Here is a 20,340-nt window from a genome sequence, read left to right on the forward strand (position 1 = left end):
ATGGAGAAACCATCGCCATAAACGATATTTGAGTCAATTCACACAAAAACCTCTTCTAAACTTGTTGTTCAGAAGAGGTTTGTCTGCAGTCTGAGCCATCTTTGAAGATGGCTATTTTTGGTCCAAAATCAGCTTTTAAAATCAATATCAGTTGGTAGCTTGCTGGGAGTGTGTTGAGACTCCTTCAGATGTTTTAGTGTTGATACAATCAGGAAACTCACAATCACTAATAAGAGCCACGAGCTTACCTTCCCCAGATGAACAGGATTCCACACATCAGCTTGATTTGGATATTTCCAAGCTCCAAAAAACGTTGCGATATTTTCGGCTACCCATATAAAAAATCCAATGAGCACAAAAGAAAGCGCAAGTGGCATACGGTAACGAGTTCCATTAACCTCATATGTAACCCATGATTTCCAAAAGACTATCACGACAAGTCCAGATAGCCACCACCGAATGTCCATCCAATAATGGTGAGTGAAAAAGTTCAAATAAATAGTCGTAGCGAGAGGGACTACGATGTAAAGGGAGGGGCACTTAACCAATTCAACCTTAAATCTTCTCCATGCTTGGCAAAGATAACTTGCTACACTCGCATACATAAACCCACTGTACAAAGGTACTCCGAACATTTTGAAATATCCTTCTTCTGGGTATGCCCAAGATCCCATGTGTACCTTAAAAAGTTCAAGAGTGAGTCCAATTAGGTGAAACATGGTAATAACTTTTAGTTCATCCCGTGTCTCAAGCCCAGAATAGATCATCCACCACTGTATCAAAAGGCAAATGATAAGGAGCCAATCATACCGTGGCAGGAAAGGGAGCGGGAACATTTGTGTAAGTGCCAGAGCGGTAAAAATAATAACAGGAAATAAACAAGATAGAGCCTGTTCCCAGCCAAACCGAACAAGTTGTCTTAGTGCTCTCATATTAGCTTTCCTCATCATTTCGGTATTCTAAAATATCTCCAGGTTGACAATCTAAAGCTTTACAAATCGCTTCTAAAGTGGATAGTCGAATAGCCTTTGCCTTTCCATTTTTCAAGATAGAAAGATTAGCCATCGTAATTCCAACCCTCTCCGAAAGCTCTGTAACGCTCATTTTTCTCTTCGCCAGCATCACATCAATGTTAATTATTACCGCCATTTCTACCACCTCAGACCACTAAGTCATTTTCTGTTTTTATATCAATCGCCTCTTGTAAAAGTCTTTGTAGAACAGCGGCGAATACTGCGATTATAGTGGAAACAAAAATAGGAATCATCCCAACTATAATAAGCCCTGGGGCATCTTCCTTTTCAGCTACAAGATAAACGAATGGCATCAGCACTGTATACAAACCACCAATGATCACTGCACAGTACTTTATATGCTGTAAGGCTGTAACAGACATTTGTGAAAAAGCCTTGTTTTGGTCAATATACCTTAAAAGTTGAAAAGCCTTATATAGGGCAATGTAAAACGGGATCGCTGATCCATACATACCTATAACAATAGGATATATAGTATAGATATCCTTTGGATTGAATGGGTTAAGAATAAACTGAGACAATCCAAATAGACATAAAGCAAAAATAGGAATGCCGATAAGAAAGACGGCTATTTTTAGAAATAGTGTGGAATGATGTTTCATAAAAGGTACCTCACTTTTTTATTGTTAAAGAGAGTATAATGCATTATTTATTGTTTTACAATAAAAAAATATTGTTTAATAAAGATGGAGTTTGCCATTATCATCACGCCAAATGTAAACGATGTTACAGATACGAGCATTAGAACGTCCTGTTTACTTCATCAATTTTTTCATAGTAGCAAGAAGCTCATCCACAACCGCATCGTCCCCAGCTTGGATTCTCTCCATTACACAGCTCCTCATATGTCCTTCTAGTAATAATGTACCCACACTATTTAAGGCCGCTTGAATGGCTGCTACTTGATTTAACACATCATCACAATATGTATCTCGTTCAATCATGCCTTTCACACCACGAATCTGCCCCTCAATCCGATTTAATCTAGATATCATATTCTTTTTCATTTCATCCGAATGATGGCTTTTGCGTTTCTCGTCTTGATCACAACAAATTTAGTCGATTTTATTAACTGGTTATTTTCATCTTTCAACATGATCACCTCTTGACTCTAGTATACCCTGTATAGGTATAGAAGCCAAAAAAGTGATTGTGTTCATGCTATACTAGAGTTACAGCTAGTACACTTACACGAGAATGGACGATCCATATGAAACAAAAAATTGTTTTATTTGATGGCGTTTGTAACTTTTGTAACAATCGAGTACAGTTCCTTTTAAAACATGATAAGAAAAAAGAACTCCGTTTCGCTTCCTTGCAATCCGATTTTGCACAGAATTGGATTGCAGAAAATGGAATTCAGTTAGAGGATAGTATGTATTTCATAGATGGTGATAAGCTCTACTCCCACTCAACTGCCGTTCTACGAATCATTCGAGAGCTAGGAAGCGGATGGAAGTTATTTTACATATTGTCCCTCATTCCGAAGTCTATTCGGGACAACCTTTATCGTCGCTTTGCGAAAAATCGATACCGTTGGTTTGGGAAAAGTGAAGTATGTATGATTCCATCTCCAGAAGTACGCAATCGCTTTTACCTATAAAAAACAGCCTCCTTCATCTGATGAAGAAGGCTGTTTTTTATAGGTGTTACTACAAAGACATTTTTAAAATCGCTAAGACATCTTCTTGCTTTAACAGGTTATAACGTCCGACAAATCCTGACTGGCTGACACTGACAACTTTTTCAGCCATGAGCTGGATCTTAGAGTCATCAATGTTGTAATCAGCTAAGCGGCTTGGAGCTCCTATACTGACCCAGAAATTGCGCAACTCTTTGACTGCTTGTTCTGCCAATTCTACATCCGACTTACCAGTTGGATCGACGCCAAACACTCTTATTGCTAACTGTTTTGCTTTTTGAGTGTGCCCTTGTTGGATCGCGTATTGAATCCAGTTTGGAAAGAGGATGGCTAGACCGCCACCGTGGGGAATGTCGTAAACAGCAGATACCGCATGTTCGATGCCATGTGTAGCCCAGTCCCCAAACATCCCTTGATTCAAAGTCCCGTTAAGAGCAATCGTTCCGCATTGCATAATCGTCTCGCGAAGCTCATAATTTTGAAGATCCTTTAACAACTTCGGTCCAGTCTCAATCACTGTGGATAAAAGTGATTCCGTCATTCTCTCTAATAAAGGTGTATTAGGAGATGGACTAAAGTAGTGTTCCAAAGCATGGGACATCATATCTACAATCCCATAGATGGTTTGATCTAGAGGCACTGTAAACGTATGTGTCGGGTCTAGAATAGAGAACTTAGGAAACACATAGGGAGAGCCCCAACCAATCTTCTCGTTTGTCTCCCAGTTCGTAATAACAGAGCCTGCATTCATCTCAGAACCGGTTGCAGATAGAGTGAGTACTGTTCCAAATGGGAGTGCATCTTGGGCAGTTGCTTTCTTCGTCACGATGTCCCAAATGTCTCCGTCGAACTTCGCTCCAGCAGCAATCGCCTTTGTACCATCGATGACACTACCACCACCGATAGCCAAGATGAAATCAATTTTCTCGTCTTTGCAGATTTGAATTCCTTTATGTAGAGTCGTTACACGTGGATTAGGTTCAATTCCTGCGAGCTCAAACACCTCTGCATCGATTTCCTGTAGATATTCCATCGCTTTATCATAAAGACCACTTCTCTTGATACTTCCACCACCATAAACCAATAAAACTCGCTTACCGTACTGTGGAATCTCATTCTTCAACTCTGATAAACGATCTTTACCAAAAATACATTTCGTTGGGTTGTACGCTACATATGACTCCATATGATGTTCACTCCTTCTTCGTTGTTACTCAGATGTTACATCGTTTGCTTTAGATATTCATTCCAAAAGCGGAGATCACCCGCAACCCGTCTGTCTGCTTGAACGGTTTGGGGCTTTGATCCATTACCGATCACATATCCGAGATTTTCTATACCCATAAAATCATAAATCAATGCAAACTGTTGTACAAGGGGTAGTGCTTTCTGATATACACGATCCCCACCTACAATCAAACTAAGAGCTTTCTTTTCGGACATGATCGTACGGAAATCATAGCGTGGATCACGTAAACTTTGTGACCAACGATCCACAAAATTTTTCATGTGACCTGACATCCCGTACCAATAGAGAGGGGTTGCAAAGACTAGGATGTCTTGATCCAGAACTTGACTGATAACCGTATCATAATCATCATCAACAGGCCCGAACCCTTCAGGATCATGCCTTTTGTCTATAATAGGGTTGATCGTATACTTCCGTAAATCTACAACGCTTGCCTCGATACCCTCTAATAGCGATGTTACCATATATTCTGTATTCCCATTATCTCGAGAGCTTCCATTAAGCGCTAAGATCTTCATTATGATTTCTCCTTTTCTTTCTTAGATTATCCATTTGGACTAATTCTTCAGTTGTCTATGCAGTCCCTTCTTCCTTCATTGTAGGCATACGTATAGTTTACCCTTTTTTCCTTTTGATTTTATGTATGAATAACATTTTATGTTAGAATGTTAGCTTATGATGAAAATATGTTGTAGTTAGGATGAAAATCAATGAATTCAGCAAATCGCCTCACCATGACCACTATGGGCTCTGTTCAATGGTTGGTCTTTCTATTAGCAAATGCATTAGCGCTTCCTGTTGTCATTGGAAATGTGTTTCACCTCAGTCATGTAGAGGTTGCAGAACTGATGCAAAGAACTTTTTTCATCGTCGGTCTCTCCTCTTTGTTACAGGGCTGGTTAGGTCACCGTCTCCCATTGCTAGATGGTCCTGCTGGAATATGGTTAGGGGTATTTATTGGCGTTGGTGGGTTAGCTTCTGCGCAAGGAAGCGATTTAAAGGTAACTCTTCAATCACTCGAATTTGCTATGATTGTAAGTGGTCTCATATTAATCGTTACCGGATGGATCGGTTGGTTTCAAAAGTTGCTGTTTGTCTTTACACCTTTAGTAACTGGATCTTATCTCATGGTACTAGCAATCCAATTAAGTGGGACATTTTTGCAAGGGGCTTTAGGCATTAACAAGAATCAACCAGTCCCTCATGTGCTCGAAAGTATTGTCTCCATTAGCGTAGTGATTCTGGTATTTTCACTCTCCACTTGGGGAAAAGGTTGGTTAAAAAGCTTTGCGGTTTTAATCGGAATCGTGTTCGGCTGGGGAGCCTTCACTTTCATTGGATATCATTCAGACGCTCCTTCCATCAATGGATGGTTTCAACTCCCAACACCATTTGCTTGGGGAATGCCTATATGGAGTGGAAGCATGATTATCACAGGGATTTTGGTTTCACTTGTTCTTATGTCGAACACAGTAGCCAGTATCAACGTAGTACAAAAAACTATTTCCGAGACGACCACCTCTTCCTCTAAAGTTTTAAATCGAGCTGGTTTGATGGGCGGAGTAACGAATCTGTTAAGCTCTGTATTCTCTACTGTAGGGATGGTACCCCTTTCGGTTGCGGCAGGCTTTATTCGGATGACTGGACAAAAGGAGAGAAGACCTTTCTTAATCGCATGTGGTGCGCTGGCTTTATTCTCTTTCTTTCCTATCATTACTGGATTTCTCGCCCAACTACCGGGACCGATCGCTTATGCGACTCTGCTGGCAGCTTTCCCTACTATGTTTGGATTAGGGTTAAACACCGTTCTCCAAGAGCCATTAGATGCAAGAAGAATGACGATTTTAGGGATCGTGATCTCGGTGGCTGTTGGGATTATGGCACTTCCAGAGAAGTTTTTTCAAGTTATGCCTACGATTGTGCAAAATATAGTTGGCAATGGTTTATTAGTTGGGATGATTTTATCCATCCTACTAGAATTGGTTTGGAAACCAGAAAAAAGGTAGCCTTTTGTTTACAGGCTACCTTTTTTATACGACTACCTCTTTTTGCTGTTCATGTTGCTCACAAATATGTTGTGTTAAGTTAGTAAAGAGAGAGAAGTTAGGGAATTTGGATAGCTTTACTCCATAAAACGGCTCATCTTGTTTGTTTACAAGATATACCATGCCATTTTGCAGAGTGATACCCCCAAAGCTAGTCCAGTTTATGTAGCCATCGGGGATGCGTAGATAATCGATGTGTAGAGAAATATCATCAAAATGTATCTCTTCCCCTCTTGATAATGTTTCACATAAACCGTCCAGATGCCAACTATTTACTCCTCGTTCCACCTGCTCCATTAGTTCCTTGGCCTCTACCAATCGTTTACTTGATAAGGAGATTTCTTCATCATAATCTAGAGAATCAATACGTAATGTGTGAATGGCTTTATCTTTTCCAGACCTCTTTTGTTTACTTCTAATATTCCAGTAGATTCGATCCATTCTTGAATAGGGTAACAAAAGTGTTTTTTTACGACTAAATACGATAATCCCATTTTGATACAGCCGAACTTTTTCGCTTAGATCTTTTCCCTTCCATAACATCATGATAAACCCAAACAAACCACACATCCCTGTAGCAATAATACAGATGATTTGAAACATATCTGGTTTTGTTTGTTGTGCTTTCCAAGTAAAATATACACACCCAGCACTCATCAAAATGGCAACTAGGCCATATAAAAGTGAAACCGTAATTATTTTTCCTTTATTAACCGAGTATAGCTTTCCTTTGTCTCCCAGTTGTGAATCATCGTACTGGCCCATTTTTTCTGCCTCCTTGGCAACTGGAAATATAAGAAATTTATAGCAAATATCATGTTCCATGTAAAGAGTAATAAAAAGAGTTTCACAAATAAAAAAATTATATCATATAACCGTTCATACAATCGCAACAAATATCTTTAATTAGAAATGAATATACCTTTTATAGTTGATACTATAGTAACTAGATTTGGAATGAGGAGGATAAAAGATGTTTCGAAACATAATTGACCAATTACGGATTGTTGGATTTATTGAAGGAATCTCCTTCTTACTACTTCTATTTATCGCCATGCCTCTGAAATATATGTTTAACCAGCCTTTAGCTGTGACCATTGTGGGTGGCTTGCATGGGATCCTTTTTGTCTGGTTTATGATCGTTTTAGGTATTGTAACCTTACGATACAAATGGTCTGTTAAGAAAGTAGCTGGAGCTGTGCTTGCTTCTGTTATCCCATTTGGAACGTTTGTTCTAGAGAGAAGGCTTCGTGATCAAGTATAAATAAAAGGGTCCCGGGTATACGTGCATACCCGGGATTTTTTATGCTATTTGCTTGATTTTAGTGTAATCAACATAGTGTAATCAACACTAATTCAGGCCGACAATTAAATCGAATCGGCATTCGGGTCATTCCAATTCCTCTTGTTGTATAAATTTGCATAGAGGAATTTTCTACTTGATATAAACCATCTGTATATTTTTTGGCATGAGGCGGGGTGTGAAGTGCTCCGATAAATGGAACTTGAACTTGTCCACCGTGACTATGCCCAGATAGTTGTAAATCAATTGGATGCTGACAAAACTCGTCTGCAAAATCTGGCTCATGGGCTAGTAAGATGTTGCATGTATTCTTCGGTACCCCGTTTAGTGCGCGAAGAATATCTGCACCTCCCACCCACGGATCATCTACTCCTATCATATAGATAGAATCCGATTGCTTTTTTATTTGCCTATTTTCATTATGCAAAATCGTAAAGCCTGATTTGGTTAATACTCGATTTACAGACTCCCGATTACCCCAATTATCATGGTTGCCGAGTACAGCATACTTCCCATAAGGAGCTTCTAATTTGCTCAGGTAGCTAGTTGTTTCAGATATCCCAGTTGAATGATGATCGAAAAGGTCCCCCGTAAAACAAATACAATCTGGCTTTAGCGACTGGATTTGCTCAACAAGAGATTCCAAATCCTTCGCTTCAAGATGAAACCCTAGATGCAAGTCACTAAAATGACAGATTCGGAATCCCTCAAATGCAGCTGGTAAATGAGAAAGCTTAATCGTAATATTAGTTGTTTCGATAGAATACGGCTCGATCCAACGGGAGTAAGCACCCGACAAACCTAAAGCGCCAATTGTCCCTAATGAATAGTACATGCTTTTCTTCAGGAAACTCCTTCGGCTGATCTTTCGATGTTCTTTCATTCTATTCGATTCACCTTTCTACAGAGTTCCGTGGGTCAATCAATATTCCACTTCATCAAACCACTGAATGACTCTTTTTTCATTAGAGGACTTTATTGCTAATTCAATTGCATGAATCACTTCTAAGGCCTCTGTTGGATGAACTGGCAGGGCAGCACCATCAATCACTGCATCATACACCTCATCATAAAATCGATCATAATTGCCCGCGATACTTGGAATCGGGAACGTTTCTTGTTCTCCACTCAAAGGGTCAACAATCGTCGTTACCTTCGCAAAATGGATTTCTTCTTCCTGACCCCATTTTTCATCCATAGGCGTCATTCCTGCTTTTAACTGTTCCTCTTGTGGATCCAATCCAAACTTAAGGAAACTTCCATTTAGGCCATGTGCTTCCAATTTTGGCCCTGGTTGAATCACAAGTGATCCGGCATGTAGCTCAACTCGTAGGCCTGTTTCATATCCAAAAACGATGTGGAAGTAGTCAGGAGCCGTAGATCCAGCCCGTTGTGATTGCACATCTGCCCAAACGGTTAACGGGATACCAAATAAGGTTAGCGCTTGATCGATGAGATGAGAACCTAAATCGTAAAGCACACCTCCACCACAGAGGGAATGCTCTTTCCAGCGCTGTTTTACCTCAGGGCGATACCGATCAAAATGTGCTTTATATGTATGGATTTCTCCTAGCAACCCTTGGCTCATACACTCCTGTAGAGTGAGAAAGTCTGAATCCCAACGGCGGTTCTGGAAAACAGATAGAATTAGCTCTTCTTCACGAGCTAATTCTATCAAATCCTTCGCTTCTGCAGATGTAACCACAAAAGGCTTCTCCACGACAACGTGCTTTCCACTTTGCAGAGCAGCTCTCGTTAATGGGTAATGAGACTCCGTAGGTGTACAGATAATGACAAGATCAATGGTATAATCCTCAAAGATTTCTTCTGCCGAATAGGCGATTTCGACTCCAGGTAGGTCTACTTCGACTTCTTCTTCTCTCGTTGTCATCACTTTTACAATTTCATAACCTTCATTTGCTTTTAGTAATGGAGCATGAAATACTTTTCCAGATAATCCATAACCAATCATTCCAACTCGTACTTTTGCTATGCTCAATGAGAGAGCCTCCTCATTCAATATATAGGTACATTATATATAAAATTTTGATGCACGCCATATGGAGCTGTAAATACAGAGTTGTAGAAATAATAGATATGATCTTAGACTACAAACGGTTATCTTTTTGAAAGTTACATACAAAATGCTCTGATTCGTTATATACACCAAATTCGTATCCTTCATCTTTGTAGAATTTTATAATTTCAGGCAATACTTCTAATGTTTGAGGAGTTTCATGCAACAGCACAACCTCTACCTTTTTAGATGTGTGTTGTTTCACATTTTCTATGATCTGTTTTGGCTTACCTTTGAGCCTCCAGTCATATGAGTCGATAGTCCAATCCCAAACTTTCAATCCTTTTTGGGCAATCTGGTCTCGAACTCCTTTATTATTCAAACCGGGTGCAGAACCATATGGAGGTCGAACCAACTTGGGGCTTTTTCCTGTAATATCCTGAATAAAAGATATTGTTTCATCCATTTCAGAAAGAAATTGTTTTTTCTTATATAGTTTTGTATTATCATGTGTCATACTGTGGGCCCCAATATAATGGCCTTCATCTATTGCACGCTTCATATTTTGTTGATAAGCAGGATCTTGCATGTTTTTTCCTATCATAAAAAAGGTGGCTTTGATATTGTGTTCCTTTAATAAATCCAAATAGTTTTCGGTTAGCTTACTTGGCCCATCATCAAATGTTAGATATACGACTTTCTGTGATTCACTTTTCTTAGTCTGGTCAGATTGGGTGGGAGTTACAGGCTTCTCGGGATTTTCTATTTTTTTATTGGTTACAGCAGGCTTTGAAGCATTTAAATCGATATTTAAAAGTAATAAAGCCGTAGAACATAGTAGTATAACTGTTATAATGGCTATCATCCGATTATGTTTTTTAAAAAAATTCATCTCTATCGACTCTCCTCTGATCTGTGTTGTAGATCTCTATTTTCTTGAAAGAAAGTCAATAATACCGTCTGCAATCCCCTTCTTTGCTTTATCCTGGAATTCCTTTGAGTTCATCCGTACTTCATCGCTTTCGTTCGAGGTAAATCCTAGCTCAATTAAAATAGCTGGCACTGTATTTTCTCTAAGAACTAAATAATCACTATCTTTGACTCCTCGATCACGGCTATCAATCTTTTGATCAAATATAGCCTTTTGCACAAGCTTTGCTAGTTTTTTATCATCTGATCGAAAAGCAGTATAATGGGTCGTAATTCCTTCTACGTTTGGGTCCTCATACGCATCATGATGAATACTCACATATATGTCTGCAGACTCTTTTTTTACCATATCTGCACGAGCTTGAAGTTCTTTTTTCTGATTTAATTCAGGTAGTACGCTGGTATCCGTATCACGTGTCAAAATGACTTTGGCATCTGTTCTTTCTTCTAATTCTTTTTTGATGTTTTTCGCTACCGTTAAATTTAGATCTTTTTCAATGGTTCCCTGTTTCTTTCCTTTTGTTCCTTGGTCCATTCCCCCGTGTCCAGGATCAAGTATAATGGTTTTCCCTTTCAAACGTAGGTCCTCTGCAGTAACTTTATTAACTATATCTAAATCCAAAAATTGATAACCAATCCCTATGGATAATACGATTAGTAAAATCGAAACAATGATCTTCTTTTTCATAAATACTATCTCCTTTATTTGTTCTAAGGAGATAGTAAAGAATTTATATCAAGATAAGATGCAGATGATATAAACATGAATTAAAGAAAGTAAACAAGCGTGTGGGAATTTTATCCTACACGCTTGTTTTTAGATAGAAATAGAACAGCACTCCATCTGTTGTATTTTGTACACCGTACGTAGCATCGTGCAATTCTAAGATGTTTTTAGAGATAGAAAGCCCTAACCCGGTGCCTCCATTCGATCGTTGGCGCGCTGCATCAGTACGATAGAAGCGTTCCCAAATTTTATCTAGCTGCGTTTGGGGGATATGAGCTCCTTTGTTCTCTACACATACTTTTACATGATCTGTTTCTTTGATAGTGGAAATGACAATTCGTTCGTTTTCTGGAGTATAGCGGATCGCATTTGTAATAAAGTTGGTGAGCACCTGTTCAATCCGGCTTTGGTTGGCGATCACTTTAACGTGATCTAGTTCTTTCTCTAACTGTAAATGCTTTTTTTCCACTTCCCATATCAATTGATCGCAAATTTGTTCCATTACTTCATCAATATAAAATGACTGCATTTCTAGTTTGTATGTACCCGATTCAAATTTCGCCAACTCGAGCATGTCCACGATAAGCAGATCCATCTTGTCTACTTCTTTTTCCATTGCGTTGAAGTAATGATCTTTCTTATGTGTCGCAACTCCATCCCTTAGTATAGAAACACAGCTTTTCATGATGCTTAAAGGCGTTTTCAGTTCATGTGACACACCCGAAATAAATTCTTTCCTCGTCTTCTCCAACTGTTTTTCCTTCTCGATATCGTCTTGCAGTTTTTCTATATAAGACTGTAATTTACTAGATAGCACATTAATATTTTTTGATAAATCTCCGATCTCATCTTTTGAATCGACCGAAATCATCTCAGAGAAATCAAGTTGTGCAATCTTTTGTGTTGTCTCATTGATTTGGAGAAGAGGTCTGGCGATTTGCTTTGAATAATAAAAGGAGAGGAGGATCGTAAGGAGAAGCACCAAGATAATCAGATAAACATAGTATCCTTTTATCATCTGAACCGCCTCATTAACAGGCTGTAGGGAAGTCATAGCAAACAAATAATTTGTTTTGCCATCAGGATCTAAAATAGGTTGTGTTAATACTTTGTAGGTAACACCACTCTCACCATAGTTTTCCACATAGTACTGGCCTTTTCCATAATTCCTTACAGCATATCCATCCCGATCAGACAAAGATCCTGTCGCTACCAAGCTGCTTTGAAGACTTTTCATTCTTTCAAGGAATATTCGATTGGTATAAATGAAACTGGAGGCTGTACTACTCTTGGGAAAATGTATTTCCTTGATAGTCCCTCTTATTAAAACAAAATTCGTTTGTTTTAATTTGTCTAATCCGCTCTCTAACTGCTCATTAGACATGTCTCTTCCTGAAAATAGCCTTGATGGAATTAAAATATTGTCTTTTTCAACCCCTTGAATTGTAATATTATTGCCCACCTTTAGGTTCGATTGGCTCTTTTCATCATCAATATTTACAAAGTGATACATGGGGATTTGAATCGTTTTTTGGGGATATTTCTCAACTTTAGGGAATACTTTCTCGTTCACTTGGACTTCTATGGAAAAATCATCGGCATACTTCATATTTCCTTGTTTATCTAACGTTGTTATCCAGATAGCATAGTCGCGTTGAAAACCCTGCTCAAGAGACCTAATTTTAGAAGCATCGCCGTTTGCTTCTACATATTTCTCATGGAAAGCTGTGACTCTTTCCTTCAAATTAGCTTCTTTTTGACTTTCATAATATCTCTCAAAGAACACCGTTTGCCCGATGAAAATAGTTGCGATAATTAGCATGCATAATCCCGTTGTAAATAAAAATAACTTCAATACAATTCCTTTTTTCATGTTCTTCCCTCAAATTTATAACCCGCTCGCACGACTGTAACAATATACCGAGCTTTATCCCCCAGTTTATGACGAAGATTACGAATGTGACTGTTTACAGTTCGATCATCGCCAGCAAATTCATAACCCCAGATTTTTGTAATTAGTTGTTCTCGAGTGATGATAATTCCTTGATTTTGCATTAAGTACAATAAGATTTCAAACTCAGTATGAGTCAAGTTAACGGGTTCCTCATCCACCGTAACTCTTCGAGATGGTATGTGAATTCCAATTCCATCAATGTGTAGCGTATCGTTCTTTTCAGACTCGACTATAGAAGGCGAATATCTACTTTCTATAAGTCGTTTTACCCTAGCCAATAAAATAGGAGGACTATAGGGCTTTGTTACATAATCATCTGCACCCAACTCAAAGCCAAGTAGTGTATCATCTTCATCAGCACGAGCGGTTAACATGATAATAGGCACATTGGATGTCTTACGGATCCGTCTACATACAGACCATCCGTCTAATTGTGGCAACATAATATCAAGAATAACCAAATGGATTTCTTGATCCTCAAAGTGGGATAAAGCTTGTTTTCCATCTGCCGCTTCTAGAACGTTGTAACCTTCATTTAGTAAGTAATCTTTAATGATTTCACGCAAGATGTCTTCATCTTCTACCACTAAAATTGTTTTTTTCATATGTTTAGATTCTCCGTGTCTATTACTTTCTTTTATGATAACCATATTATAGCGTATCGAATCGGACAGTCCAAAATTCCCTCATTCTTTTCAAGAGGGGATTTTGGACTGTCCGATTATGGGAACAGATCGGTAATCTCTTGTAGGATGGAAGAGGATAGTTCTTTTGATTCATCAAAAAACTCACTCCACCATTTTTCATCTTCGTCTTTATCAGGTGATTTAGCAATCGTTTGTTGTTCAAAACTACCATTAAGATCAGGGATATTAAAAAAACCTCTTACACTACCACCAAAAGTGTATAGACTCAACACAGTAACCGATAAAATGATCAAATAGTTTCTCTTCATAGATGTCAATCTCCTCCTTCGAAATTCATCCAATTCGCTACAGATGGTAAGTAATTCAAAAGTAATGATTCAGATAAGAAGGATCATTTTGACATAAATATCGAAAACCGTTCCTGGTACTCTTGTGATTATCTTATATCAAAAGAATAATTTTTTCAATATTCATCATGTTTAAAAATAGTTTTACAAAAATAGCTTACAGGCCCGATAAAAAAACTCCCTCTGACTACTATACGTATCAGAAGGAGTTTTTTATCAGTTATTACCGATAGATCAAAGATTGAAATGTACTATTGTCAAATCGTCGTACTAATTCAGTAGCAAATAACTTTAGAGCTTCTACATCTTCTCGGTCGACAATGGTCGTATGAGAGTGGATGTATCTCCCGCATACTCCCAGTGTAGCAGATGGAACGCCTTTGCCTGAAAGGTGAACTTTTCCTGAGTCAGTTCCGCCTTGTGAAACAAATATTTGATATGGGATTCCGAGAGACTCCACTGTATCTAAGAGATAATCCCGCATGCGCGGTTGTGTAATCATCGTGCGGTCTAAAATTCGAATTAAGACTCCTTTACCCAGATAGCCAAAGGCATCTTTTGCACCAGGGTTATCCCCAGCTGCAGATACATCGATAGCGAAGAAAGCATCTGGCTCTGTGAGAACGGCAGAAGTCTGTGCTCCACGTAGTCCTACTTCCTCTTGTGTAGTCGCACCCGCGATTAACGTATTAGGCAAGTCTTCTTTATGTAATTCCTTCAATACTTCTAATGACATGGAACAACCTAATCGATTGTCAAATGCTTTACTCAGTAAGCGATGGCCACCTTCAAGCTCACGATAAGGAGAATAAGGAATCATGACACAGCCTTCTCTTATTCCCCAACTACGTACTTCCTCTTCATCACGAGCTCCTATATCGAGGAACATTTTATTCATCGGATAAACTTTCGTACGCTCCTCAGGCGTTAGATTATGAGGTGGTGTCGACCCAATTACTCCATGAATCGCTCTCCCCGAAGTAGTGTAGACTTCGAAAGGTTGTGAGAGAAGTACCTGAGACCACCATCCTCCAAGAGCTGTAAAAGAGAGATAACCCTCCTTCGAGATCCGAGTGATCATAAAGGATACTTCATCCATATGACCTGCTACTAGTACCCTAGGACTGTCTACTGCCCCTTTTTTGATACCAAAGATGCCTCCTAGAGAGTCAGAAACCATCTCAGAAGTATATTTTTGAATTTCGCGTTCCATTATTTTTCGAACTTCATGTTCATGACCAGGTGCTCCTGGAGCTTGTGTAAGCTCTTCTAGTAACTTCCAATCGACTGTTGTCATCGTGATTCCTCCAATTCCTGTGTCAGCTTTGCTTCTTGTGTGTGTATGTATTCTGTATAGCGACGATGAACAGTTGCTCTTGAGATAGAGTAACCAAATCCTTTGAGAGTAGCCACAATTTCATCATAGGTTAGCTCTTTTTCACGCAGTGCAACAATTTGATCTATCGGGACCTCGATCTTCTCACGACCGCCAATCCCTTGATTCTTCAAGTTTTTAGCAGGATTATACCCCTTTTCTTTTACCGCTCGTTGCATTCCCCAGCTTATTTTTTGGTTCATCATCTTGCGTTGCAATTCTTCTACCTTCGCAATAATATGGAGAACGGTTGATTCCCCTGCCTCTAACTCTAGCTCTTTTTTCTGCTGAAAGCTATAAATCTTACATCCTAATTTGCATAATTGATGAATCACCGCTAATTTTGCTTCTCCTCGTCCGAGCCTAGTATCATCTTGAATGAAGAGATGTTTAATTCTGTTTTTTCGGATCGTCTGTAATAATCGTCCTAGCCCAGGACGGTTTAGATCAAATCCACTATGTTGTTCCGCTACTACATCTACTACTTGCATGCCTAATTCCTCAGCCCAGTAGACTAAATTTTCTCGTTGTCTCTCTAGGCTCGTCACCTGTTCTTCTTTTTTTGTACTAACTCGTGCATAGATGATGGCATTCATGGTGGGTATATCCCGTCCTCTCAATCTTGCAGTTCCTGTAAAAATCTATTAAAGTATGATAGAAGGAAGTGATCGACATGATTAGTCCAGAATTAATCCAGCGTATCAATGAGCTGTCTCACAAGAAAAAAACAGTAGGACTTACCGAAGAAGAAAAACAAGAGCAAGCCAAACTATACAAAATCTATCTTGCAGGAATCCGCGGGCAGATGAAGCAACAACTTGATTCAATTGAATTTGTAGACTAAACTCTATTATATCGAACTACAGAAAAAGGGCTAGTTGATTCTCTCAACTAGCCCTTTTTCTTAATCAAAGCCTTACTGACATAAATTAACAGAAATATATACATAAATGTGTATTTAGTTTATAATGCAAACTAGTTAATAATTGTTAGAGGAGTGGCTACAACCTATGATGCCTTTTAAAGAGATGGCTCGCTTGGATAAACTGATTCATGAACCTGCTAGACTATCAATCATGAGTGCACTAGAAGCATGTTCCATGGCTGAATTTCTCTTCTTACAAGAATTGACTGGCCTAACAAAAGGAAATATGTCTAGCCATCTCTCCAAATTAGAAAAAGCAAATTACGTCTTGATCGGAAAGTCTTTTCTCAGAAAAAAAATCCCCCAGACAACTATCCAAATTACTCCGACTGGGTCTCAGGCTCTTATAGAATATTGGAAGCAGATTGATCATATTCGAGAGATTACCAAACAGTGGTCTCAAGAGACAAGTATCGCATTTCCGGGCTAACCATGTTCCAAATTATGTACTCTGCATATTCTAAAGAGAAGACGACAGTGAGGTGGTTAAATGGCTAATATTTATCTAAATCTCTCCTTGTATTCCTTCGACTTGCATATCCATACAACTGCCTCTGATGGAATTTTTACGCCTTCTGAAATTGTACAACAGGCAGTTGATAAAGGGTTAAAAACCATTGCCATTACAGACCATGATACGATACATGGTGTTCAGGAAGCTCAGTCGGCTGGTATACAAGCAGGAATTCATGTGATACCTGGTGTAGAGATAAGCACCCGATTTCAAAAGAAAAATATCGATGTTTTAGGCTATGGAATGGAAGACCTCGATCTACTAGAAGAGCTCCTTCGACCCTTTCGGGAAGCAAGAACACACAGAGCAGAAAGAATCGTAAGGAAGTTATGCCAGCTTGGGATGCCTCTCACTTTAGACGATGTAAAGGAGTTTAGTGGTGATCACCTGATCGCTCGCCCTCATATTGCCCATGCAATTGTAAAAAAAGGTTATGCCCCTGATCTCCAATTTGCTTTTGACCATTATCTAGGAGATGGCAAACCAGCAGCGGAGGACAAACTTCAAATCTCCGTAGAAGATGGAATTAAGATGATTCATCAAACGGGTGGGAAAGCCGTTTTAGCTCATCCTGTTTATCTCCCTGATCGAAGCTGGGTCCCTCTCCTCCTTAAGCATCCCTTCGATGGAATAGAAGTATGGCACCGAAGTCATTCTTGGAAAGACTCAGAATACTATCTTCTCCTTGCCGAAAAGCACCACTTGTTTGTCACAGGAGGCTCTGATTATCATAATCCCTCTCATAAACTGGGTGATTTTATCAAAAAGCCAACTTAATTATGACCCCGACTTCCACTACAGTCGGGGTCTTCTCTTGTTTTATTTAGGGAATTTAGCAAATGCATAGTCGAGTAATTTTTTTGTCTCTGTAAATCGAGCATCTTGTGTTTTTGCTCCCATTACTACTGTAATAAAACGTTTACCTTCTTGTTCAGTGACTCCAGTAAAACAATATCCTGCAGGGGTAGTGAATCCAGTTTTTAGACCTATGACCCCTGGATAAAATTGATCAAGCCCTGGTAACATACGATTCCAACTTATCACCTTTTTCTCCCGAGGAGTTCCTTTACGGAAGGTATATTGCGGAGTAGACACGATCTTCTCAAGTTCAGGATACTGTTGTAAGAGTGTCCTAGCTAAATTTGCTGTATTTTCCGCAGACATGACATGCTCTCCATCTACTTTAGGTGGGTCCGGGTAATTATCCATATTTAAACCTGTTGCATTACGAAAATGAGTTTCATTGAGATTCAATTCCTTGGCTTTCTGATTCATCGCATTGACAAACTCTGTTTCGGTTCCAGACACATGTTCAGCTAGAGCCGCAGTCGCATCATTAGCCGAATAGACAGCCATTGCCATAAAGAGCTCCCGAACAGACATTTTTTCGCCTGCTTCCAACTCAATTTGTGACTCATCGATTCCAGCTGCTCGAGGACTTACCTCTACGACATCATCCCAAGATATCTTACCATTCTTAATCTGATCTAATACCACAAATTCTGTCATCATTTTCGTCATACTAGCCGGAGGGCGGGGTTGGTTCACAGATTTCCCGTATAGTTGTTGTCCTGTTTTAGCATCTATTATGATATATGATTCAGCTTCCACATTTGGTTCAGAAACCGTTTGAGGATCGATTGTATAGGTAACTAGTAATTTAGGTCTTTGAGTGACATCGTCCATATAATCACTAGATCGGAAAGATTTACGATCCTGTGTCTCATCCTCATATTGCAAGGAAATACCGTTGTTAGGTGTTTTGCTACTATACCAGTCTTTAGCTAGTTCTGTGAGATCCCAAGAATACTCTCCCGCACCGCCTACTGTACTTTGCTTTATCTTCTGTCCAACACTAGGCTGCTCATTCCAAGTAATCCCCTTACTAGTCCAACTAGATGTAACAGGATGTAAGTTAATAGGTTGTTGATGAGCTGTTGAGTATTGATATAAAGAGAATTTAGCTCCAGTGATTTGTGCTCCCTGTAAAAGAGTAGGTAGATCAAATTTAATAAAGGAACGAGTTGCTCCATAATCATTATGAGTTCCAGTAATTAAAAATGGAAACACCTGATAATTCGTCGTTGGATTCTTGCTAGAAACTAAGTTATCGTAAGTGGATTTTGCTCCTTGAACACCGACTGTAGGGTCAATGGTTATAGGAAAGACTCGTTTCGGATCTTTGAGCCATGCTTCATCCGCTTTTATGTCTAGATACGTTTCTTTTCCACTGTTGCGAATTTCTAGCTTTACTTCCTGAGAAGAAGCATCATTTGCATCGTACATAAAGGGACGTGGGATATTGAAAAGTATATCCCCTTTTTGATTCACAAATTGCATAGAGCCGTCTTTTTGAGGAACGGGTCTTGCATTATTCATCTGGATACCCATTGAGAATGTAGATTGACCAGAATATCGATGTAATTTCCATTCTTCCTTTACACCAGCAGAATCTATATGATAGACAAGATCCGTTTCTGGATACACACTAGGGTAACTGAGTTTATTCTCCTCTTGTTTAACTGGAACGGCTGCCTTGCCGCTAAAACGGAAGTCTACCTTGGAGTCTGCTTGTTCGAAGCGAAGAATTTGGGGAGCATCCGATTTTTTAGCAAAGCCAAATCGTACTTTCCCCTTCTCCACATAAATCATCTCATCTGAAGTTTTAGCGGAGGCATTCTCTTTCTTAAGTTGATCAATATCAATCCATTTCCCATTCTTTTGAACATGAATGGGCTCTAAATATTGCTCGGTTACAAACGTCTTTCCATCCTTTTTCTTAAAGGTCTTCGACGTTTCGGTTCGCTTCTCTACTACTTCTGTTTGATCATTCGTCTGTTTTGAGCTTGTGGTAGTAACAGCTTGAACAGGTTGATTAATCGGAAATAAGAAAACAGTAAAAATAGTCAGGAATAGGACTAGAGCATTTATTTTTTTAAGGCTTGTACGAAACACAAGATAATCCCCTTTTCAATATAAATTTTATATTCAGTCAATAAATTTCCAAACCAACAACTATTTGAATCTATGGATCTGAATCAGTTGATACTAGCGTAGGGTGTGTTCTTATGCATACAAGAACTCTTCCACTTGTTAACCAAAAAATTGTTTTCTTTTTCATGTGTTAAATATAAATTAAAACATGCTTAAAATCAATAAAAAAATTTGTTTGAAATATAAAATGTCACAATTAATTTGCAGACAATATAAATAAACCTATGCTAAAAGAGTGTTGTGTCCTTCGTATAAGAATTCTAATAAAACACTGTTAGAGGACTGACTTTACTAATGGAAATGAGAATCGAGTAGGAGGGGGTGATTAACCCCCGACCTCTCACACCACCGCACTAGGCGGTTCACTTAAGTCTGACGAATCCGGCCATATCTTGCCCTTATACTCTTTAATCCGAGACCTCGCCTATTGGCGAGGTCAAGCGTCCTCTTGAGTATCGGGCTACGAGCAATACGCCAATATCTCTTACGAGTGTTACCCCATTCATAGGCTTTTTCGTTAGAAACTCCCAACGAAATAAGCCTTTTAACGTGCGCCCGGCATGGGCGTAGTCTATAGGGTGAAAGTCCCGAATGGTGAAGGTAGCAGTAGCCATTAGCTTAAGGCAAGGGTGTCCAC

At 39.1% G+C, this 20,340-nt stretch carries 24 protein-coding genes; 6 read left to right on the forward strand and 18 right to left on the reverse strand.

Translation table 11 applies throughout. The annotated features are described in order from the left end of the window. Positions 1–128: 128 nt before the first annotated feature. The 4 genes from EDD57_RS12670 to EDD57_RS12685 all read right to left on the reverse strand — a co-directional run bounded on the left by EDD57_RS12670 (position 129) and on the right by EDD57_RS12685 (position 2,089). Complete coding sequence (locus EDD57_RS12670) at positions 129–932, reverse strand: DUF817 domain-containing protein (RefSeq protein ID WP_131849787.1); 804 nt, start codon at positions 930–932, stop codon at positions 129–131. A gap of 1 nt (position 933) precedes the next feature. Next, positions 934–1,149: a helix-turn-helix domain-containing protein gene (locus tag EDD57_RS12675; protein WP_131849788.1), complete on the reverse strand. Its 216-nt coding sequence runs from the start codon at positions 1,147–1,149 to the stop codon at positions 934–936. A gap of 10 nt (positions 1,150–1,159) precedes the next feature. Next, on the reverse strand, positions 1,160–1,636 hold the full coding sequence (locus EDD57_RS12680; RefSeq protein WP_131849789.1) for a DUF2975 domain-containing protein: 477 nt from the start codon (positions 1,634–1,636) through the stop codon (positions 1,160–1,162). Positions 1,637–1,789: 153 nt separating this feature from the next. Then, complete coding sequence (locus tag EDD57_RS12685; protein WP_243649550.1) at positions 1,790–2,089, reverse strand: metal-sensitive transcriptional regulator; 300 nt, start codon at positions 2,087–2,089, stop codon at positions 1,790–1,792. Between the two features lie 155 nt (positions 2,090–2,244). On the opposite strand from EDD57_RS12685, the gene EDD57_RS12690 reads away from it, so the two are divergent. Next, on the forward strand, positions 2,245–2,637 hold the full coding sequence (locus EDD57_RS12690; RefSeq protein WP_131849791.1) for a thiol-disulfide oxidoreductase DCC family protein: 393 nt from the start codon (positions 2,245–2,247) through the stop codon (positions 2,635–2,637). Between the two features lie 49 nt (positions 2,638–2,686). On the opposite strand, the gene EDD57_RS12695 is transcribed toward EDD57_RS12690, so the two are convergent. After that, positions 2,687–3,862, reverse strand: coding sequence for an iron-containing alcohol dehydrogenase (locus EDD57_RS12695; RefSeq protein WP_131849792.1), 1,176 nt, complete (start codon positions 3,860–3,862; stop codon positions 2,687–2,689). 35 nt (positions 3,863–3,897) lie between these two features. Then, positions 3,898–4,443, reverse strand: a complete 546-nt coding sequence (locus tag EDD57_RS12700) for a flavodoxin family protein (protein WP_131849793.1) — start codon at positions 4,441–4,443, stop codon at positions 3,898–3,900. 192 nt (positions 4,444–4,635) lie between these two features. On the opposite strand from EDD57_RS12700, the gene EDD57_RS12705 reads away from it, so the two are divergent. After that, positions 4,636–5,931 (forward strand): purine/pyrimidine permease, encoded by a 1,296-nt coding sequence (locus tag EDD57_RS12705; RefSeq protein WP_131849794.1) that lies wholly within the window; start codon positions 4,636–4,638, stop codon positions 5,929–5,931. 24 nt (positions 5,932–5,955) lie between these two features. Here the strand turns inward: EDD57_RS12705 and EDD57_RS12710 are convergent, their stop codons facing one another. Then, positions 5,956–6,735 carry a DUF6585 family protein gene (locus EDD57_RS12710; RefSeq protein ID WP_131849795.1) on the reverse strand — a complete coding sequence of 260 codons (780 nt, stop codon included), beginning with the start codon at positions 6,733–6,735 and terminating at the stop codon, positions 5,956–5,958. Between the two features lie 208 nt (positions 6,736–6,943). Here EDD57_RS12710 and EDD57_RS12715 point away from each other — a divergent pair, with 208 nt between their 5' ends. Beyond that, the gene (locus EDD57_RS12715; RefSeq protein WP_131849796.1) at positions 6,944–7,234 is read left to right on the forward strand and encodes a DUF3817 domain-containing protein; all 291 of its coding nucleotides are present in this window, start codon (positions 6,944–6,946) and stop codon (positions 7,232–7,234) included. Positions 7,235–7,301: 67 nt separating this feature from the next. Here EDD57_RS12715 and EDD57_RS12720 read toward each other — a convergent pair whose 3' ends face one another. The 9 genes from EDD57_RS12720 to EDD57_RS12760 all read right to left on the reverse strand — a co-directional run bounded on the left by EDD57_RS12720 (position 7,302) and on the right by EDD57_RS12760 (position 15,866). Continuing rightward, complete coding sequence (locus tag EDD57_RS12720) at positions 7,302–8,156, reverse strand: metallophosphoesterase (RefSeq protein WP_131849797.1); 855 nt, start codon at positions 8,154–8,156, stop codon at positions 7,302–7,304. 39 nt (positions 8,157–8,195) lie between these two features. Then, positions 8,196–9,272, reverse strand: coding sequence for an oxidoreductase (locus EDD57_RS12725; protein WP_243649549.1), 1,077 nt, complete (start codon positions 9,270–9,272; stop codon positions 8,196–8,198). Between the two features lie 109 nt (positions 9,273–9,381). Next, positions 9,382–10,182, reverse strand: coding sequence for a polysaccharide deacetylase family protein (locus EDD57_RS12730; RefSeq protein ID WP_131849798.1), 801 nt, complete (start codon positions 10,180–10,182; stop codon positions 9,382–9,384). Between the two features lie 36 nt (positions 10,183–10,218). Next, entirely contained in the window at positions 10,219–10,908 is a 690-nt protein-coding gene (locus EDD57_RS12735) for an N-acetylmuramoyl-L-alanine amidase family protein (RefSeq protein WP_131849799.1), read from the reverse strand. A gap of 115 nt (positions 10,909–11,023) precedes the next feature. After that, entirely contained in the window at positions 11,024–12,820 is a 1,797-nt protein-coding gene (locus EDD57_RS12740; protein ID WP_131849800.1) for a HAMP domain-containing sensor histidine kinase, read from the reverse strand. Further along, positions 12,817–13,506 (reverse strand): response regulator transcription factor, encoded by a 690-nt coding sequence (locus tag EDD57_RS12745; protein WP_131849801.1) that lies wholly within the window; start codon positions 13,504–13,506, stop codon positions 12,817–12,819. The genes EDD57_RS12740 and EDD57_RS12745 overlap by 4 nt, the downstream gene beginning before the upstream one ends. A gap of 116 nt (positions 13,507–13,622) precedes the next feature. Further along, positions 13,623–13,856: a hypothetical protein gene (locus EDD57_RS12750; RefSeq protein ID WP_131849802.1), complete on the reverse strand. Its 234-nt coding sequence runs from the start codon at positions 13,854–13,856 to the stop codon at positions 13,623–13,625. Between the two features lie 262 nt (positions 13,857–14,118). Further along, entirely contained in the window at positions 14,119–15,192 is a 1,074-nt protein-coding gene (locus EDD57_RS12755; protein ID WP_131849803.1) for a M42 family metallopeptidase, read from the reverse strand. Further along, complete coding sequence (locus tag EDD57_RS12760) at positions 15,189–15,866, reverse strand: YneB family resolvase-like protein (RefSeq protein WP_131849804.1); 678 nt, start codon at positions 15,864–15,866, stop codon at positions 15,189–15,191. The genes EDD57_RS12755 and EDD57_RS12760 overlap by 4 nt, the downstream gene beginning before the upstream one ends. A 77-nt stretch (positions 15,867–15,943) precedes the next feature. Between EDD57_RS12760 and EDD57_RS12765 the strand changes: the two genes are divergently transcribed. The 3 genes from EDD57_RS12765 to EDD57_RS12775 all read left to right on the forward strand — a co-directional run bounded on the left by EDD57_RS12765 (position 15,944) and on the right by EDD57_RS12775 (position 17,486). Then, positions 15,944–16,114: a DUF896 domain-containing protein gene (locus EDD57_RS12765; RefSeq protein ID WP_131849805.1), complete on the forward strand. Its 171-nt coding sequence runs from the start codon at positions 15,944–15,946 to the stop codon at positions 16,112–16,114. A 166-nt stretch (positions 16,115–16,280) separates the two neighbouring features. Then, positions 16,281–16,625, forward strand: coding sequence for a transcriptional regulator (locus EDD57_RS12770; protein ID WP_207896836.1), 345 nt, complete (start codon positions 16,281–16,283; stop codon positions 16,623–16,625). A 60-nt stretch (positions 16,626–16,685) separates the two neighbouring features. After that, entirely contained in the window at positions 16,686–17,486 is an 801-nt protein-coding gene (locus EDD57_RS12775) for a PHP domain-containing protein (RefSeq protein ID WP_131849806.1), read from the forward strand. A 42-nt stretch (positions 17,487–17,528) separates the two neighbouring features. Here EDD57_RS12775 and EDD57_RS12780 read toward each other — a convergent pair whose 3' ends face one another. Then, entirely contained in the window at positions 17,529–19,664 is a 2,136-nt protein-coding gene (locus tag EDD57_RS12780) for a DNRLRE domain-containing protein (protein ID WP_131849807.1), read from the reverse strand. Between the two features lie 446 nt (positions 19,665–20,110). Beyond that, on the reverse strand, positions 20,111–20,340 hold a 230-nt coding region (locus tag EDD57_RS14520; protein WP_165873820.1), incomplete at its 5' end, for a hypothetical protein.

The organism is Baia soyae (assembly GCF_004341445.1).
GTDB lineage: Bacteria > Bacillota > Bacilli > Thermoactinomycetales > Thermoactinomycetaceae > Baia > Baia soyae.